Here is a 14,240-nt window from a genome sequence, read left to right on the forward strand (position 1 = left end):
TTCCTGCTTTCTTCAGGTCTTGAGGCGGTCAACCTGCCCGCCTTCGAAAATCCACGCAAGCATGGGCGGCATGAAATGGGCATAGTGGTGGCGGCCGGGATCGGCGTCGCGGATCGCGACAGCCCCGGCAATCTCCGGCTCCGCTTCCGTTGCCGTGTGCGCGGCAATGCGGGCGAGCAGCGTCTCGGCCGTCTCGGCAAAGCGGTAGACGCGGAAGAGCGTCACATAGTCGTCCGCGTGCAGCGCGTGGAAGCCACCGACTTCAGCGGCATCCGACAGCGACAGCCCGGTCTCCTCCATCACCTCGCGCGCCATGTTGATATCGGCGTCACAGCGCCCGTCCACGATATCCTCCGCCTCCAGCGATCCGGCAGCACAATAGACCTTGCCCGGATTGGCCGTATGCGCCCCCATCTGGATCGCGATGACGGCATTGTCCGACGAAAGCAGCACGGGAATGGAGAACAGATGCGCCGCGCCACCCGGCGGCTTGGCCCTGCGCCAGTAGAGAAGCGTCGAAAACGGCACCACATGGCCGGTCGCGACGACCGAGCCTGGCGACAGCACGATGCGGCGCTGCAGGATCATCGTGCCATCGTAGAGCGCCGGATTGGCCGCCACCTCTGCCGCCCAGTTGTCGCGGATCTCGCCACCGTGGCTGGCGATCAGCGGATGCGGATCGGCGGAGACGTTGAGTTCGAGATGATCGACCGGAAAGATCGCATATTCGGGGATACCGTTGGTGATGAGGGCAGGCTGAACGGGTGACATCAGAGTTCCAGTGTGGCGACGACCGGGCAATGGTCGGAGGCTTTCGGCCGGTCCCAGCCGGTCCGGGGAAAGCGCTCCACCGCCTGCCCCGGCGGAAAAAGGGTTCGGAAGGGCTGGCCGGCGCGGATGATCTCCGGCACGGCGCCCGGATTGCGTCTAGCAAGCGCCTGTGACAGCCAGAGGTAATCGAGCTGGCAAAGATGACGTTCCTGCGGCCCGCGGCTGTGGAAAAGCGTCCAGCGGTCGATCTCGGCCCGGCGCCGCACGATGTTCTCGGCAAAATCGTCCTGGCTGAAGACGTCGAGCGCGCTTTCCCCTTCGGCACGCGGCTCGAAACGGTAGCCGCTGCGCCTGTCGCCGATCACATCGACGCGTTCCTGATAATCGTTCATGTCGCCGGCGATGATGAAAGACGCCTCCCCGCCCCGCGGTCCGAAACGGTCCTCGATGATACGCCGCACGGCCAGCGCCTCGGCGCGGCGCACCGGCATGGTCGCGGCGCGCCCGTCCTGCCCGTCGCGCGCCGGCCCCATGGACTTGAAATGCACGACATAGAGCGTGAAGGACCGCCCTCCGACGGAAATGTCGAGCTCCAGGCAGTCGCGCTTGAAGATGCGATCGGTCGGCAGGTGCGAGAGTTCGGCAAGATCCGGCGTATGAAGGCCAAGGTCGCCATAGGTGAGCGCGGCATGGGAGCGGACATTGGTGCAGATGATCGGCTCGCCGTCGCGCGTCTCCTCGCGCATCAGCACGGCGACATCGATGCCGCGCGTGTCGTTGCCTTCGATCAGATATTTGCGCCGGTAGCCATTACCGACCATCTTGAAGAGATAGCCGTATTCGAAGGCCTGCAGCCCCGCCATGTCGTCGGCCTCCTGCAGGCAGAGGATGTCTGCGTCGCATTCGGCGATGGCCAGCGCGGAGAGCTGGCGCGTGTCGTCGGTATGCGCGATGGTGCGCGCCTCCTCCAGCCGCTGATATTCCGCCTCGCTTCTGACCTCGAAGAGCCTCAGCACCCGATCCTGCTTGAGCTGGTTGCGGAAACCGCTGAAATCGAAGCGGCTCATCAGGTTCTCGATATTGAAGGTGGCGATGCGGAGCGACATGGGCAGAGCGAATCCGTTGCAATGACGCGAGACTACACGAAGTGCCCGCCGGAAATCCCCCGTTAACCGCCCGCACGAAACGACCGGCGTGGCGTGGATTAGGCCCGGAAATGGGCGCATCCCGCTTACGAATAAGTCATTGCCTGTGTCCGTTATATCAGCATCGCCTTCCGGATCAGTCTCGGTCCACAATCTTGGGGAAATCACATGCAGTCTGTTCTTCGTCGCTCGATTTTCGGCCTCGGCTTCGTCCTCGCCTCGCTCGTCTCCGCGCACGGCGCACTCGCCGACAGCTTCGGCGCCATCTCCTATTCGCCCGATACCGGCGCCACCGGCTGGTCCTACTCCTGGAGTAGCCGCCGCCAGGCCGAAAGGGAGGCGCAGCAGAACTGCTACGAGAATGCAGGTGATTGCCGCGTCGCCATCTGGTTCAAGAATGCCTGCGGCGCCGTCGCCGCCGGCGATGATGGCGGCTGGGGCTCTGGCTGGGGCAGCAACAGCAACCGCGCTCGCCGCGAAGCCATCAAGCAGTGCTCGCAATATTCCGATGGCTGCCGCGTCGTGCGCTGGCAGTGCTCGGGCGCGCGCTGAGGCAGCCGGCCACCCGGCGAGAGACGCAGGGCGGCCGCAGAACCAAAAACGGCCGCCCGATTGCTTTGCCGGCTCATTGCTGAAACGCTGATTTTCTGCGATTTCTCGGTCAGTCGGACAGATAGGTTTGGGGAATGCAGAACAGAGGCAGCTTGGGGGCGCGGCTGCGCTACGCCTTCGACAAGAGCATGGCCGGCGGATCAGTGGCGCTGATCGGCTGGCTCGCAGTCATTTCATTGATCGTCATCATGATCGCCGCCGCGTTCCTGGCGGTGACGGGCATTGCGCCGGAAGGCGGACAGCCCGTCGGCTTCATCGAAGGCGCCTGGGAATCCCTGATGCGCACCATGGATGCCGGCACCATGGGCGGCGACATGGGCTGGAGCTTCCGTGGCGTCTCGCTCGTGGTGACGATCGCCGGCATCTTCGTCTTCTCGGCCTTGATCGGCGTCCTTTCCTCCGGCCTCGACAACAAGCTGGACGAGCTGCGCAAGGGCCGCTCCCATGTGCTGGAACGCGACCACACGATCATCCTCAACTGGTCGCCCTCGATCTTCGACGTCATTTCCGAACTCGTCATCGCCAACAAAAGCCGGCGGCGGCCCTACATCGTCATCCTTGCCGCGAAGGACAAGGTGGAGATGGAGGACGATATCGCCGACAAGGTGCCCGACCTCGCCAATACAAAGATCATCTGCCGCAGCGGCGATCCGACCGATCTCTACGATCTCGGCATCGTCAACCCGCAGACATCGCGCTCCGTCGTCGTCCTGTCGCCGGAAACGGAAGACCCGGATTCACAGGTCATCAAGTCGGTGCTGGCGATCGTCCATGATCCCAACCGCCGCAAGGAGCCCTACCAGATCGCGGCCGAAATCCGCGATGCACGCAACGCGGAAGTCGCCCGCATCGTCGGCGGTGGCGAGGTGCAACTGGTGCTGGCCGACGAGCTCATCTCGCGCATCGTGGTGCATTCGAGCCGGCAGGCGGGTCTGAGCGCCGTCTATTCGGAGCTTCTGGATTTCGACGGCTGCGAGATTTACACGGTCGAGCAGCCGGGCCTCACCGGCAAGACCTTTGCCGCCGGCGTCATGGGCTATGAACACTGCAGCCTCATCGGCCTGCAGGATGCCGAGGGCAAGGTGCATCTGAACCCGCACCCGACCCGCGTCTTCGCGCCCGGCGAAAAGGCAATCGTCATCGCCGAAGACGACGCCGCCATCCGCATGTCCGACCAGGAGATCCGCCTGACGCGCGAGGCCGTGCGCCCGCCGCAGCCGCGAAAGGCCGCCGCCGAGCGCACTCTCATTCTCGGCTGGAACCGCCGCGGCCCGATCATCGCCGGCGAACTCTCGCGCTATGTCGCGCCGGGCTCGTTGCTGACGATCGCCGCCGACACGCCGGACATTGCCGCCGATGTCGCCGGCATCCAGCGGGCCAACGACAATCTGGCGATCGAACTGAAGCGGATCGACACAAGCGACCGCCGCCAGCTCGACGCGCTCGAGGTGCCCTCCTACGACCATGTGCTGGTACTCGGCTACAGCGACCATATGGGCGCGCAATCGGCCGACACGCGCACGCTGGTGGTGCTGCTGCAACTGCGCAAGATCGCCGACGCCGCCGGCCGCCATATCAGCGTGGTCAGCGAAATGATCGACGTGCGCAACCGCGATCTCGCCGAAGTCACCCGCGCCGACGATTTCGTCGTCAGCAACAAGCTGGTCAGCCTGATGCTCGCGCAGGCCTCGGAAAACGCCAGCATGTCGGCGATCTTCGACGAGCTGCTGGATGAGGAAGGCTCGGAGATCTACATGCGGCCGATGTCCGACTATATCGACATCGCAAATCCCGTGAATTTCTACACGGTCTGCCTGTCCGCCCTCAAACGTGGCGAAATCGCCATCGGCTACCGTCGCCAGCGCGCCGGCGACGCCGATACCCGTGATCTCGCCGGCGTGCTGGTCAACCCGAAGAAGTCCGAGAAGGTCGCCTTCGAAGCGGCCGACCGGATCATCGTGCTGGCGCGGGACTGATCGGACGGGTGACGGTGCCGGCGCCGTGCAGGGAGACACGCCGCCTCGCCGCCCGTCCTCTCGCCACTCTCCACCCTCTCCTCCGTCGTCCTCGGGCCTGACCCGAGGACCCACGCGGCGCTGCGCAGCCCTGGAATGGATTCTCGGCTCGGAGGCCGGGAATGACGGCGGGTGGGGTGTAGCTGGTGCCAGAAAGCAAGCGAAAGCGGCCACGCTGCACGGCACCAAGCGTCCTCACTTCCCTCACCCGGAATCAAAAAGGGCCCGCGCATCCACGCAGGCCCTCCACAAAGTCCATCAATTAAAAAGCTAGCTTAGAGCGTTGTTCGATCTGACAGGATCAGATCGGCGCTCTAAGCCCTCTTTTTCAAAGCATAATCTTGTCGATCCTCGTTTCACTCCGGTCGGATTATTCTCACGCAGCCTTCGGCGCTTCGGCGCGGATCAGCTGCCCGAGGCGCTCCACGCCGCTGTCGATCATCTCGTCGGAGGCGCAGGAGAAGGACAGGCGGATGGTGTTCTCGCCCGAACCGTCGGCAAAGAAGGCCTTGCCCGGCACGAAGGCGACGCGCACCGTTTCCAGCGCCCGTGCCAGCAGGGTCGCACCGTCCATGCCCTTCGGCAGGGTCACCCAGACGAACATGCCGCCTTCGGGCTTCGTCCACTCCACACCCGCGGGCATATGCGCCTCAAGCGCGGCCAGCATGCGCTTGCGGCGGTGGCCGTAGGCGGCGCGGATCTTGGCGAGCTGCTGGTCGTAGAGACGCTCGGCAACCTTGGTGATGACCATCTGGTTGACGGTCGAGGAATGCAGATCCCCGGCCTGCTTGATGAGGACGAGCTTGCGAACGACTTCCGAATTGGCGACGACCCAGCCGACGCGCAGGCCGGGCGCCAGCGTCTTGGAGAAGGTGCCGCAATAGAAGGTGCGGGTCTTTTCGATATCGCCGCCGTTGCGGGCAAGATCGAGCGCCAGAATCGGCGGCACGCTTTCGCCCTCGTAGCGTAGCGACTGGTAGGCGGCATCCTCGATCACGGGAACGTCGAGCGTCTCGGCAAGGTCGAGCAGCCATTCGCGCTCGGCCTTCGTCATGGTGACGCCGGTCGGATTGTGGAATTCGGGCACGCAATAGGCGAACTTCACGCGCCCGCCCTTCTCGACCGCCGCATCCGTGTAGGAGGCCGGCTCGCGGTTGGAGAGCGGCACCAGCTTGTCGTAGTTCGGCTCGTAGGCATTGAAGGCACCGAGCGCGCCCATATAGGTCGGCCAGGTGACGAGTGCGGTATCCTTCGGCGACAGGAAGAGCTTGCCGAGGTAATCGAGCAGCTGCTGCGAGCCGGACGTGATGAAGACGTTCTGCGCCGTGCAGGTGATGCCGATCTTGGCCATGTCCTGGACGATCCAGTCCCGCAGCGGCTTGTAGCCTTCCGACACCGAATATTGCAGCGCCGCATCGCCCTGCGCACCCGTCAGAACCTCCGCATAGGCCTCCGACACCTCCGTTTTCGGAAACAGCGCCACGTCAGGAATTCCGCCGGCAAAGGAGATGATGTCCGGCTGCTCCAGAAGCTTCAGAAGCTCGCGGATCTCGGACGCTTTCATGCGGCTCGCGCGGGTGGCGAAGATGCTTTCCCAATTCATGACGTGTTTCCTCGAAATTTTGTGCCGCACCTGACCATGAGTCCGGATTTAAGTCAATAATGCTGACCTAATTTTTGGTGCAGCATTGCGGCCTTTTCCGGGACGAAACCGAACTGCCTCGAAGTTTGGAACCCCAACGCAAAACGGCCGGAGGATATGTCCCCGGCCGCTTGCTGCTACATGATAAACGAGGCTTAGTTCACAGCCTTGTCGACGAGCCTGTTCTTGCCGATCCCCGCACCGCCGAAGGCGTGCCGCTGCGATGACCGGGGTCGGCAAGCCGCTTAGTTCACAGCCTTGTCGACGAGCTTGTTCTTGCCGATCCAGGGCATCATGCCGCGGAGCTTCGCGCCGACTTCCTCGATCTGGTGGCTGTCGTTCATGCGGCGGATGCCCTTGAAGCGGGCGGCGCCGGCCTTCCATTCCTGCATCCAGTCGGAGGTGAACTTGCCGGTCTGGATGTCGTGCAGCACGCGCTTCATCTCGGCCTTGGTCTCGGCGGTGATGATGCGCGGGCCGGTCACGTATTCGCCCCACTCGGCCGTGTTGGAGATCGAGTAGTTCATGTTGGCGATGCCGCCTTCATAGATCAGGTCGACGATGAGCTTCACTTCGTGCAGGCACTCGAAATAGGCCATTTCCGGGGCATAACCGCCCTCGACCAGCGTTTCGAAGCCGGCGCGGATCAGTTCGACCAGACCGCCGCACAGAACGACCTGTTCGCCGAAGAGGTCGGTTTCGCACTCTTCCTTGAAGTTGGTCTCGATGATGCCGGAGCGGCCGCCGCCAACGCCGCAGGCGTAGGAGAGTGCGAGATCAAGCGCGTTGCCCGAAGCGTTCTGGTGAACGGCAACGAGGCAGGGAACGCCGCCGCCCTTCTGGTATTCGCCGCGAACCGTGTGGCCCGGGCCCTTCGGCGCGATCATGACGACATCGAGCGCGGCCTTCGGCTCGATGAGGCCGAAATGGACGTTGAGGCCGTGGGCAAACGCAATCGCTGCGCCGTCACGGATGTTGCCGGCGATTTCGGCCTTGTAGATGTCGGCCTGCAGCTCGTCCGGCGTCGCCATCATCAGGAGGTCGGCCCACTTGGCGGCTTCGGCAACGGTCATGACCTTGAAGCCGTCGGCCTCGGCCTTCTTGACGGTCGGCGAACCGGCCTTGAGAGCGATGACCACGTTGGCGGCGCCGCTGTCCTTGAGGTTCAGCGCATGCGCACGGCCCTGCGAACCATAGCCGACGATGGCTACGTTCTTGGCCTTGATGAGGTTCAAATCGGCATCACGATCGTAATAGACGCGCATTGTGGTGTCCTTCCCTTGGCTCGTCGTTTTCCTTCGGAGCAGCCCGTCTCAGGCCGCTGCCGTATCCCTTCCCGTCCCGTAGAGCGTGAGAAAGGCGTCTACCGCCCGCCCCGCCCGCCGGGAAAACTCATGTTTCATCGGCCCGGCATCCTCGCCGAGCAGCATGCGCAGATGCAGATCCGACACAACGAGGCCGTAGAAGCTCTCGTAAGCGATCTCGCTTGTCTCGAAGCGCAGGAGGCCCGCACGCCGGCCCGCCTCCATGAGCCCGATCGCGCGACGGCGCACCTGCCGGCGACCCTGGTCCTCCAGGAGCCGGCCGAGCTTGGAGCTCTCGCGGCTCGCCTGCCCGATCGCCAGCCGGTTCAGCGCCAGCGATACCTCGCCGGAGAGAACGCCGAGCAGATCCTGCGCAAAGGTCACCAGCAGCGCCTTCAGCCGATCGGCCGTCAGACGCCCGCCCTCGACCTCGACGCCGCGCACCTTGCTCGCCTGATAGGCGATCATGGCCGAGAGCAGACCGTCGCGGTCGCCGAACCACTTGTAGAGGCTTTCCTTGGAGCAGTTCGCCGCCCGCGCCAGACCGGCCGTCGTCAGCGCCTTCTCGCCACCCTCGACCAGCAGGCCAAGGGCGACATCGAGAACGGCTTCCTGCCGTTCCGAGCGCTCCGGCGCGTCGAAGGTGGTGTCGATCTGCAAGGCTTCCTCCCGCGGCGCTCTCCGGCGCCAAATTTCAGTACCGTACGGTACGGTTCGCCTTATGGCATTGCCGGAGGATGGCGTCAAGCGGCAATGGGACCGAAAATGGTGGGGCGGCGGCGGTCGCGCCGGGATACACCCCCTGCACAGGCCCCGCACAATCGACTAAGACATTGGCATTGTCCAACAAACCACGATGCCGGCCCCCATGCGCAAGCCCTCCGCCTCCCTGACGAAACTGCCGCTCGCCCTTGGCCTGGCGGCGGCCCTCCTCGCCTCCTCCCTGCCCGCGAGAGCGGGAAGCCAGGAGGATGTCGAGGCGCGCATCGAAGCGATGCACGGCAATACGGACGGTTTCTGGGAGACCTTCGACGGCCTGCGCGAAAGCGCCAAGGGCCACGATGCACAAAGCATCGCCGCTTTCGCGGAATATCCCCTGACGGTCAACGCCAATGGCGAAACCTACGACATCCAGAACGCCAATGATTTCGTGGAGAACTTCGACACGATCGTCACGCAGGACACGCTGGATGCCATCACCGGCGTCGATGTCGGCGATCTCCTCGTTAATGGCGACGGCGTCGCGATCGGCGACGGCACGGTCTGGCTTGCCGCCATCTGCGACAATTCCACCTGCTCGGCGACCCATTGGGCAATCACAGCCATCAACAATTGAGGCACCCGGTCATGCGCGGCATCCTCGCCCTCGCCCTGCTTGCAGGCACGATCGTAACGCCCACACGCGCCGCCGACAGCCTGACACCCCCCTGGGTCGGCCGCTGGGATTGCGAGGTCGCGACCTTCACCTTCACGCCGACGCACTATGATGCCGGCGAAGGCCCGATGCCGATCCGCGCGGCAACGGTGGAGGACGGCATCTGGACACTTTCCTTTGACGACGACTACCGCATCAACCTTTCCGCCGTGACGAAGACGACCATGGAGTGGTTCTCACAGGCGAGCGGCGACGGTTTTTCCTGCAAACGTCTGACCTGACGGGCCCAAGCCCTGAGGCAGCAATCGAGGTTTCCCAATGAAGTCGCTGATCTCCCTCGCCTTTCTGAGCGCCCTGACCGTTTCCGCTATCGCCGCGGGCGCGCAAGCCGCTGAAAACCGCTGCGGCTATATCGAAAACCCGACACCCGGCAACTGGTGGCTGACGGATGCCGACGCCAGCTGGACCATCGGCACGCAAGGCTCGGATTCCTATCCCGATGGCTTCGATCTCGTCCCCGATATCTCCGCCGGCGATTACCGCGCCACCAATGGCAACTACGGCTACGCCTGCGCCTGCATGTCGGTAGACGTCGACACCGCCGACGAGCGCATCACGGCGATCTACAGCTTCAAGCAGATCCCCCTGTCGCGTTGCGAGAACGATCCGGCCCTCGCCACTCCGCAGTAAGTGCCGCCTGTTCCGGCGGGAACAGCGGCAGCGAGCGCCCTTTGCGAGGATGGGGACAAGGACGCCGGGAGGGCGTCCACCACCCTCGAAAGGAGCATCCCATGCTGAAGACCGCATCCATGCTGATCGTAACGGCAACTGCGCTGTCCGCGATCGTGACACCGTCCTTCGCCCAGTCCTTCGACCGCGGAAACACCGGCAATGACAACGGTGGCAACGGCGGCCGCGGCGAGTATTTCTCCGGCGCCGCCTCGGCGCCGATCACCCACGTGCGCGCGCCCGGACGCATCCTTCTGCTGCAGCGCGGCGGTGCCTACTGCGCGACCACCTGGGCCGCCCTCCACGACCGTGCCGGCAAGCGCAACACGATCCGCCACTGCGACGACCGCCGCCACATCGACCTCGACTGAACGCCGGCCTCGAGCCTGTCAGCGAGCGTGCCCGACCGGCACGCTCGTTCCGCTTTTCAGCACCTCCATCGAGATGGAAGCAGAGACGTCGAAAAGCTCCACGCGCCTGACGATCTCCTTGTAGATGACGTCATAGTGTTCGACGCGCGGCAGCACGATCTTCAGAATATAGTCGTAATGGCCGGTCAGCCGGTGCGCCTCGGTGATCTCCGCGATCTCGCCAACCGTGCGGCGAAAGAGTTCGATCCAGCCGTCCTGATGGTGCGCGGTCTTGATCAGCGCAAAGACGGTGGTCGGCACCCCCATCTTCTCCCGGTCGAGCACCGCAACACGCGCCGCGATATGGCCGCTCTCCTCCAGCCGCTGAATGCGCCGCGCACAGGCCGACAGCGAAAGGCTCACCTTTTCGGCCAGTTCCGAAATCGGCAGCGACGCATCCGTCTGCAACAGCGCCAGAAGCCTGCGATCACGCTCATCCAGCATCGCAACAATCCTCCTTCACGAAAATTTTTCGCGTCATCTCACATCAGAAAGCAAATTTATCGCGTCACAAGACGCAAGGAAAGCAATCTTTGCGACCTTCTCGCAGGCAAATCGCGCGATCATCCGTTCATCATCACCGAACGCAACGAAGGGGACTGCGAGATGAAGACCATCGGACTGATTGGCGGCATGAGCTTCGAGAGCAGCCTCGTCTATTACCGTATGATCAATGAGGCCGTGCGCAATCGTCTGGGCGGCTTGAACTCGGCAGAAGTCATCCTGCATTCGGTCGATTTCGCCCGCATCGTCGCGCTTCAGAAGGCCGGCCGCTGGGATTGCGCCGCCAAGGCGCTCTCGGACGTCGCCCGCGGGCTCGAGGCCGCCGGTGCCGACACGGTGCTGATCTGCACGAACACCATGCATCTCGTGGCCGATGCCGTCGCCGACGCCGTTAAGGTGCCGCTGATCAACATCATCGACGAAACAGCAGCCGCGCTGACCGCTGCCGGCTGCCGCAAGCCGCTGCTGCTCGCCACCCGCTACACGATGGAGCACGGCTTTTACGCCGAGCGCATGGCGCGCCACGGCATCGAGATCATGGTGCCGGATGGACAGGGCCGCACGCGGACCCACGAAGTCATCTTTGACGAACTCTGCCAAGGCCAAGTCAAGGACAGCTCGCGAGCCGATCTTCGTCTCCTGATCGAGGCGGCGAAAGCAGATGGCGCCGACGCCGTCATCCTTGGCTGCACGGAAATCTGCCTGATCCTCGATCCTGCCGACTTGCCGCTTCCCGGCTTCGACTCGACCGCGATCCACGCTGCGGCAGCAGTCGATTTCGCGCTCGCCGACCGCCAAGAGGAACGCCGCGTCGCCTGATGGCGGCTCGGAAAACGCAGCGCGGCGCTCAGGCGCCGTCGCTGTCAAACCGGCGGCGCGCATCCTTGATTGCGCCGTGATGCTCGACCGACCAGTCGACAAGCACTCTCAGAACCCCGAGGAACGACTGCCCGAGTTCCGTCAGGCTATATTCGACGCTCGGTGGCAGCGTCGGATAGACGGTACGACTGATATAGCCGTCGCGCTGCAGATCGCGCAGCGTCTGCGTCAGCATACGTTGGGAAATATCGGGAATCTGCCGCTTCAGCGCCGAAAATCGCGTCGGACCCGCCGCCAGCGACAACATCAGCAGCACATTCCACTTGCCGCCCATGTGATCGACCACATCGCGCACCGGACAGTCGGAAGCGGTGAAGCTCAGGCCCATCACCGTCAGCACCCGCTCGCCCCGGCTGTCACGCACATGCCTGTTCATGGTGGTTCCTTCCAAGTAACCTTCGCATGATTTTCTGCCTCCTTTACAATCTCCCGTCAATTCCGAAATAAGACATGGTCTCAAAAAGAGACTGAAGATATTTCACGAGGAAGACGCAGTTTCGCGCTTCCCGGCCGCTCAAGAGGAACTCACTATGGGCAAGACCATTCTCGTCACCGGCGCTTCGGGCAAGCTCGGGCGTCTCGTCATCGACAATCTGCTCGCAAGCGGCAAGATCGCTGCCTCCGACATCGTCGCCGGCAGCCGCGACCCGGCCCGGCTTGGCGATCTCGCTGCCCGTGGCGTCCAGACCCGCGCCGTCGATTTCGACGCGTCTGCCGATACGCTTGCCGCGGCCTTTGCCGGCGTCGACACGCTGCTCATCATCTCCACCGATGCGCTCGACGCGAACCAGACCCGCCTGCGCCAGCACAAGGCCGCCGTCGCCGCTGCCAAGGCCGCCGGCGTTGGCCACATCGCCTATACCTCGCTGCCGAACGCCGACACCTCTGTCATCACGTTTGCGCCTGACCACCTCGGGACGGAAGAGGTGATCAAGGCAAGCGGCATTGCCTACACGATCCTGCGCAACTCCTGGTACGCCGAAAACCTCTTCATGTCGCTGCCGGCAGCTCTGGCCTCCGGCACCTGGTACACCTCGGCTGGCGAAGGCCGGAACCCCTACGTCGCCCGCGCGGACCTGGCCGCCGCAGCCGCCGGCGCGCTGCTGGCTGCAGGCAGCGAGAGCCGCACCTACACGCTGACCGGCGGACAAGCCTACACCAACGGCGAAATCGCGGCCCTCGTCACGGAGATCACCGGCAAGCCGATCGCCGTCGTCAACATCGATGATGCAAGCCTTGCGACGGGCCTTGCCCATGCCGGCCTTCCGGAAGGCTTCATCCCGGCTCTCGTGTCCTTCGACCGCAATGCCCGCGAAGGCCTCTTCGACGTCGTGACGGACGATGTCCGCACGCTCTCGGGCAAGGCGCCGCAGGATCTGAAAAGCTTCCTCGAAGCCAACAAGGCGGCCCTCGGCGCCTGATACGGCCTTAAGGACGAGGCGGCGCGCTTCACGGCCTTTCGGGCGCGGCGCCTTGGTGGATAGCTTTGACAAAAAAACGCGGATGCCGGGCGACGTCTGACGCCCGGCATCCGAGCGACCGGAGATGGTCGCAACGGACGCAGAAGATTGTCCCCACCATTACGCGTCCGGCTTGCCTCTTCTGTGGATACGAAGGTAAGAACGCGATGGTGCCGCTTTCGTCAGGCGCCCGAATCGACTGACAGTGGCACCGTCGGCGACCATGTCGACCGGCAGCCATCCCGCCAGGATCTGAATTTTAGAAAGTGCCATGCTCCAGGGGACCAGGCCATCCCACGCGGACATCCGCTTGAGTCTCGACAGGGTCTTGTCGAGCAACGTCTTCTCGCGCTCCGAACGGCTGCGAAACTTTCTCTCCTACGTGGTCACACGGGAACTGGCCGGCGAAGGCGCCCAGTTGAAGGGCTATGCCATCGCCATCGACGTCTTCGGCAAGCCATCGGACTTCAACGCCGATACCGACCCCCTTGTTCGCGTGCATGCGGGAAAGCTGCGCAAGCTTCTCGACCGCTATTACGACGAAGAAGTCGGGGACGAGACCTGGCGGATCAGCCTGCCAAGAGGCGCCTATGTGCCATCCTACGCGCCGCTCGCTCCGCAGCATGTCAGCAACGCGGCGGATCCATTGGCCCCTGCAGGAACGGTGACGCCTGCTGCCGCGGCCCGCGCGACCTGGCGGCCGAAGCCGCTTTCCTCGCCAATGGCACTACTGTCCTTCGTGCTGCCGCTGGCCCTTTTCGCACCGCTCAGCACCCCTGCCCTATCCCTCGACGGCGCTCGCAACGGCCATTTCTCGACACGACTTAGCCAACCCGGTGGGGATCGCGCCTTGTCCCTTCCCTTCGTGTCGATCGCCGAAAGCTGGCCGGCCGGCGGTGCGGAACGCCGCTTTGCCGAAGCGATGCGGGAAGCAGCAACAAACTATCGTATTCAGGTCTACCCGATGCCCGGCACCGCTCAGCCGCCCTACGGTACGGTGCGCGATATGCGCTTCTCCATTCAGATCCGGACACTGAACGCCGACGGAGACCTCGTGGTCGACCTCATCCACGACCCTTCCCGTGACCGGGTGGCAACCAGGGTTATCACCGCTGACAGCATCGACACATCGGCCGACCTGACATTCGAGTCGACCACGCTGGCCGCAAGCTGGCTCAAGGTCACCGGAACGTTGTTTGCCTATTCGGAGAAATCCGGGCTCTCCAGCCCGCTGATGCTGTGCCTGACCAAGACCAGCATCTATCACCAGAAGCTGACACGCGAAGCCTTCGCCGCCGCTCGCTCCTGCCAGCGCTCCCTGGGCGCCAGCGCCAAGGACGATGCGCCGCTCGTGACGAATCTCAATCTCCTGACGGCCCCCTGATCCTGCTCGC

General features: G+C 63.9%; 16 protein-coding genes. 9 read left to right on the forward strand and 7 right to left on the reverse strand.

All coding sequences use genetic code 11. The features are described 5' to 3' along the window. Positions 1 to 12: 12 nt before the first annotated feature. On the reverse strand, positions 13 to 771 hold the full coding sequence (locus tag ACED18_RS04940) for an NUDIX hydrolase (RefSeq protein WP_377289558.1): 759 nt from the start codon (positions 769 to 771) through the stop codon (positions 13 to 15). After that, entirely contained in the window at positions 771 to 1,877 is a 1,107-nt protein-coding gene (locus ACED18_RS04945; RefSeq protein WP_377289560.1) for an endonuclease/exonuclease/phosphatase family protein, read from the reverse strand. Before ACED18_RS04945 ends, ACED18_RS04940 begins: the two co-directional genes overlap by 1 nt. A 207-nt stretch (positions 1,878 to 2,084) precedes the next feature. Here ACED18_RS04945 and ACED18_RS04950 point away from each other — a divergent pair, with 207 nt between their 5' ends. Together ACED18_RS04950 and ACED18_RS04955 are read left to right on the forward strand one after the other, a co-directional pair. After that, positions 2,085 to 2,468, forward strand: coding sequence for a DUF4189 domain-containing protein (locus ACED18_RS04950; protein WP_377289562.1), 384 nt, complete (start codon positions 2,085 to 2,087; stop codon positions 2,466 to 2,468). Between the two features lie 134 nt (positions 2,469 to 2,602). After that, positions 2,603 to 4,504, forward strand: a complete 1,902-nt coding sequence (locus ACED18_RS04955; RefSeq protein WP_377289564.1) for a hypothetical protein — start codon at positions 2,603 to 2,605, stop codon at positions 4,502 to 4,504. A 415-nt stretch (positions 4,505 to 4,919) separates the two neighbouring features. Here ACED18_RS04955 and ACED18_RS04960 read toward each other — a convergent pair whose 3' ends face one another. From ACED18_RS04960 to ACED18_RS04970, 3 genes are all read right to left on the reverse strand, one after another. Further along, on the reverse strand, positions 4,920 to 6,146 hold the full coding sequence (locus tag ACED18_RS04960) for a PLP-dependent aminotransferase family protein (protein WP_377289566.1): 1,227 nt from the start codon (positions 6,144 to 6,146) through the stop codon (positions 4,920 to 4,922). 284 nt (positions 6,147 to 6,430) lie between these two features. Further along, a complete protein-coding gene (gene ilvC, locus ACED18_RS04965) occupies positions 6,431 to 7,450 on the reverse strand; it encodes a ketol-acid reductoisomerase (RefSeq protein ID WP_377289568.1) in 1,020 nt (339 codons plus the stop codon). Positions 7,451 to 7,498: 48 nt separating this feature from the next. After that, a complete protein-coding gene (locus ACED18_RS04970; protein WP_377289570.1) occupies positions 7,499 to 8,149 on the reverse strand; it encodes a TetR/AcrR family transcriptional regulator in 651 nt (216 codons plus the stop codon). A gap of 208 nt (positions 8,150 to 8,357) precedes the next feature. On the opposite strand from ACED18_RS04970, the gene ACED18_RS04975 reads away from it, so the two are divergent. From ACED18_RS04975 to ACED18_RS04990, 4 genes are all read left to right on the forward strand, one after another. Beyond that, complete coding sequence (locus ACED18_RS04975) at positions 8,358 to 8,825, forward strand: hypothetical protein (protein WP_377289572.1); 468 nt, start codon at positions 8,358 to 8,360, stop codon at positions 8,823 to 8,825. 11 nt (positions 8,826 to 8,836) lie between these two features. After that, positions 8,837 to 9,145: a hypothetical protein gene (locus tag ACED18_RS04980; protein ID WP_377289574.1), complete on the forward strand. Its 309-nt coding sequence runs from the start codon at positions 8,837 to 8,839 to the stop codon at positions 9,143 to 9,145. A 37-nt stretch (positions 9,146 to 9,182) separates the two neighbouring features. Continuing rightward, on the forward strand, positions 9,183 to 9,554 hold the full coding sequence (locus ACED18_RS04985) for a DUF4087 domain-containing protein (RefSeq protein WP_377289576.1): 372 nt from the start codon (positions 9,183 to 9,185) through the stop codon (positions 9,552 to 9,554). A 101-nt stretch (positions 9,555 to 9,655) separates the two neighbouring features. After that, a complete protein-coding gene (locus tag ACED18_RS04990; RefSeq protein ID WP_377289578.1) occupies positions 9,656 to 9,964 on the forward strand; it encodes a hypothetical protein in 309 nt (102 codons plus the stop codon). Positions 9,965 to 9,982: 18 nt separating this feature from the next. On the opposite strand, the gene ACED18_RS04995 is transcribed toward ACED18_RS04990, so the two are convergent. Further along, complete coding sequence (locus ACED18_RS04995) at positions 9,983 to 10,447, reverse strand: Lrp/AsnC family transcriptional regulator (protein ID WP_377289580.1); 465 nt, start codon at positions 10,445 to 10,447, stop codon at positions 9,983 to 9,985. A gap of 162 nt (positions 10,448 to 10,609) precedes the next feature. Between ACED18_RS04995 and ACED18_RS05000 the strand changes: the two genes are divergently transcribed. Continuing rightward, entirely contained in the window at positions 10,610 to 11,326 is a 717-nt protein-coding gene (locus ACED18_RS05000) for an aspartate/glutamate racemase family protein (protein WP_377289582.1), read from the forward strand. Between the two features lie 28 nt (positions 11,327 to 11,354). Here ACED18_RS05000 and ACED18_RS05005 read toward each other — a convergent pair whose 3' ends face one another. Continuing rightward, a complete protein-coding gene (locus ACED18_RS05005; protein WP_377291041.1) occupies positions 11,355 to 11,762 on the reverse strand; it encodes a winged helix-turn-helix transcriptional regulator in 408 nt (135 codons plus the stop codon). A gap of 154 nt (positions 11,763 to 11,916) precedes the next feature. On the opposite strand from ACED18_RS05005, the gene ACED18_RS05010 reads away from it, so the two are divergent. Beyond that, a complete protein-coding gene (locus tag ACED18_RS05010) occupies positions 11,917 to 12,807 on the forward strand; it encodes an SDR family oxidoreductase (RefSeq protein ID WP_377289584.1) in 891 nt (296 codons plus the stop codon). 349 nt (positions 12,808 to 13,156) lie between these two features. Further along, on the forward strand, positions 13,157 to 14,230 hold the full coding sequence (locus ACED18_RS05015) for a hypothetical protein (RefSeq protein ID WP_377289586.1): 1,074 nt from the start codon (positions 13,157 to 13,159) through the stop codon (positions 14,228 to 14,230). Positions 14,231 to 14,240 lie beyond the last annotated feature (10 nt).

It is taken from the genome of Rhizobium sp. SG2393, assembly GCF_042610495.1.
Taxonomy (GTDB): domain Bacteria; phylum Pseudomonadota; class Alphaproteobacteria; order Rhizobiales; family Rhizobiaceae; genus RU20A.

What these genes read in the sequence shown, in the direction of transcription:
- ilvC (WP_377289568.1), bottom strand. Translation starts at nt 7,450, where the DNA reads ATGCGCGTCTATTACGATCGTGATGCCGATTTGAACCTCATCAAGGCC.
- ACED18_RS05010 (WP_377289584.1), top strand. Translation starts at nt 11,917, where the DNA reads ATGGGCAAGACCATTCTCGTCACCGGCGCTTCGGGCAAGCTCGGGCGT.
- ACED18_RS04945 (WP_377289560.1), bottom strand. Translation starts at nt 1,877, where the DNA reads ATGTCGCTCCGCATCGCCACCTTCAATATCGAGAACCTGATGAGCCGC.
- ACED18_RS04995 (WP_377289580.1), bottom strand. Translation starts at nt 10,447, where the DNA reads ATGCTGGATGAGCGTGATCGCAGGCTTCTGGCGCTGTTGCAGACGGAT.
- ACED18_RS04985 (WP_377289576.1), top strand. Translation starts at nt 9,183, where the DNA reads ATGAAGTCGCTGATCTCCCTCGCCTTTCTGAGCGCCCTGACCGTTTCC.
- ACED18_RS05005 (WP_377291041.1), bottom strand. Translation starts at nt 11,762, where the DNA reads ATGAACAGGCATGTGCGTGACAGCCGGGGCGAGCGGGTGCTGACGGTG.
- ACED18_RS04955 (WP_377289564.1), top strand. Translation starts at nt 2,603, where the DNA reads ATGCAGAACAGAGGCAGCTTGGGGGCGCGGCTGCGCTACGCCTTCGAC.
- ACED18_RS04950 (WP_377289562.1), top strand. Translation starts at nt 2,085, where the DNA reads ATGCAGTCTGTTCTTCGTCGCTCGATTTTCGGCCTCGGCTTCGTCCTC.
- ACED18_RS04960 (WP_377289566.1), bottom strand. Translation starts at nt 6,146, where the DNA reads ATGAATTGGGAAAGCATCTTCGCCACCCGCGCGAGCCGCATGAAAGCG.
- ACED18_RS04975 (WP_377289572.1), top strand. Translation starts at nt 8,358, where the DNA reads ATGCGCAAGCCCTCCGCCTCCCTGACGAAACTGCCGCTCGCCCTTGGC.
- ACED18_RS04940 (WP_377289558.1), bottom strand. Translation starts at nt 771, where the DNA reads ATGTCACCCGTTCAGCCTGCCCTCATCACCAACGGTATCCCCGAATAT.
- ACED18_RS04990 (WP_377289578.1), top strand. Translation starts at nt 9,656, where the DNA reads ATGCTGAAGACCGCATCCATGCTGATCGTAACGGCAACTGCGCTGTCC.
- ACED18_RS05000 (WP_377289582.1), top strand. Translation starts at nt 10,610, where the DNA reads ATGAAGACCATCGGACTGATTGGCGGCATGAGCTTCGAGAGCAGCCTC.
- ACED18_RS04980 (WP_377289574.1), top strand. Translation starts at nt 8,837, where the DNA reads ATGCGCGGCATCCTCGCCCTCGCCCTGCTTGCAGGCACGATCGTAACG.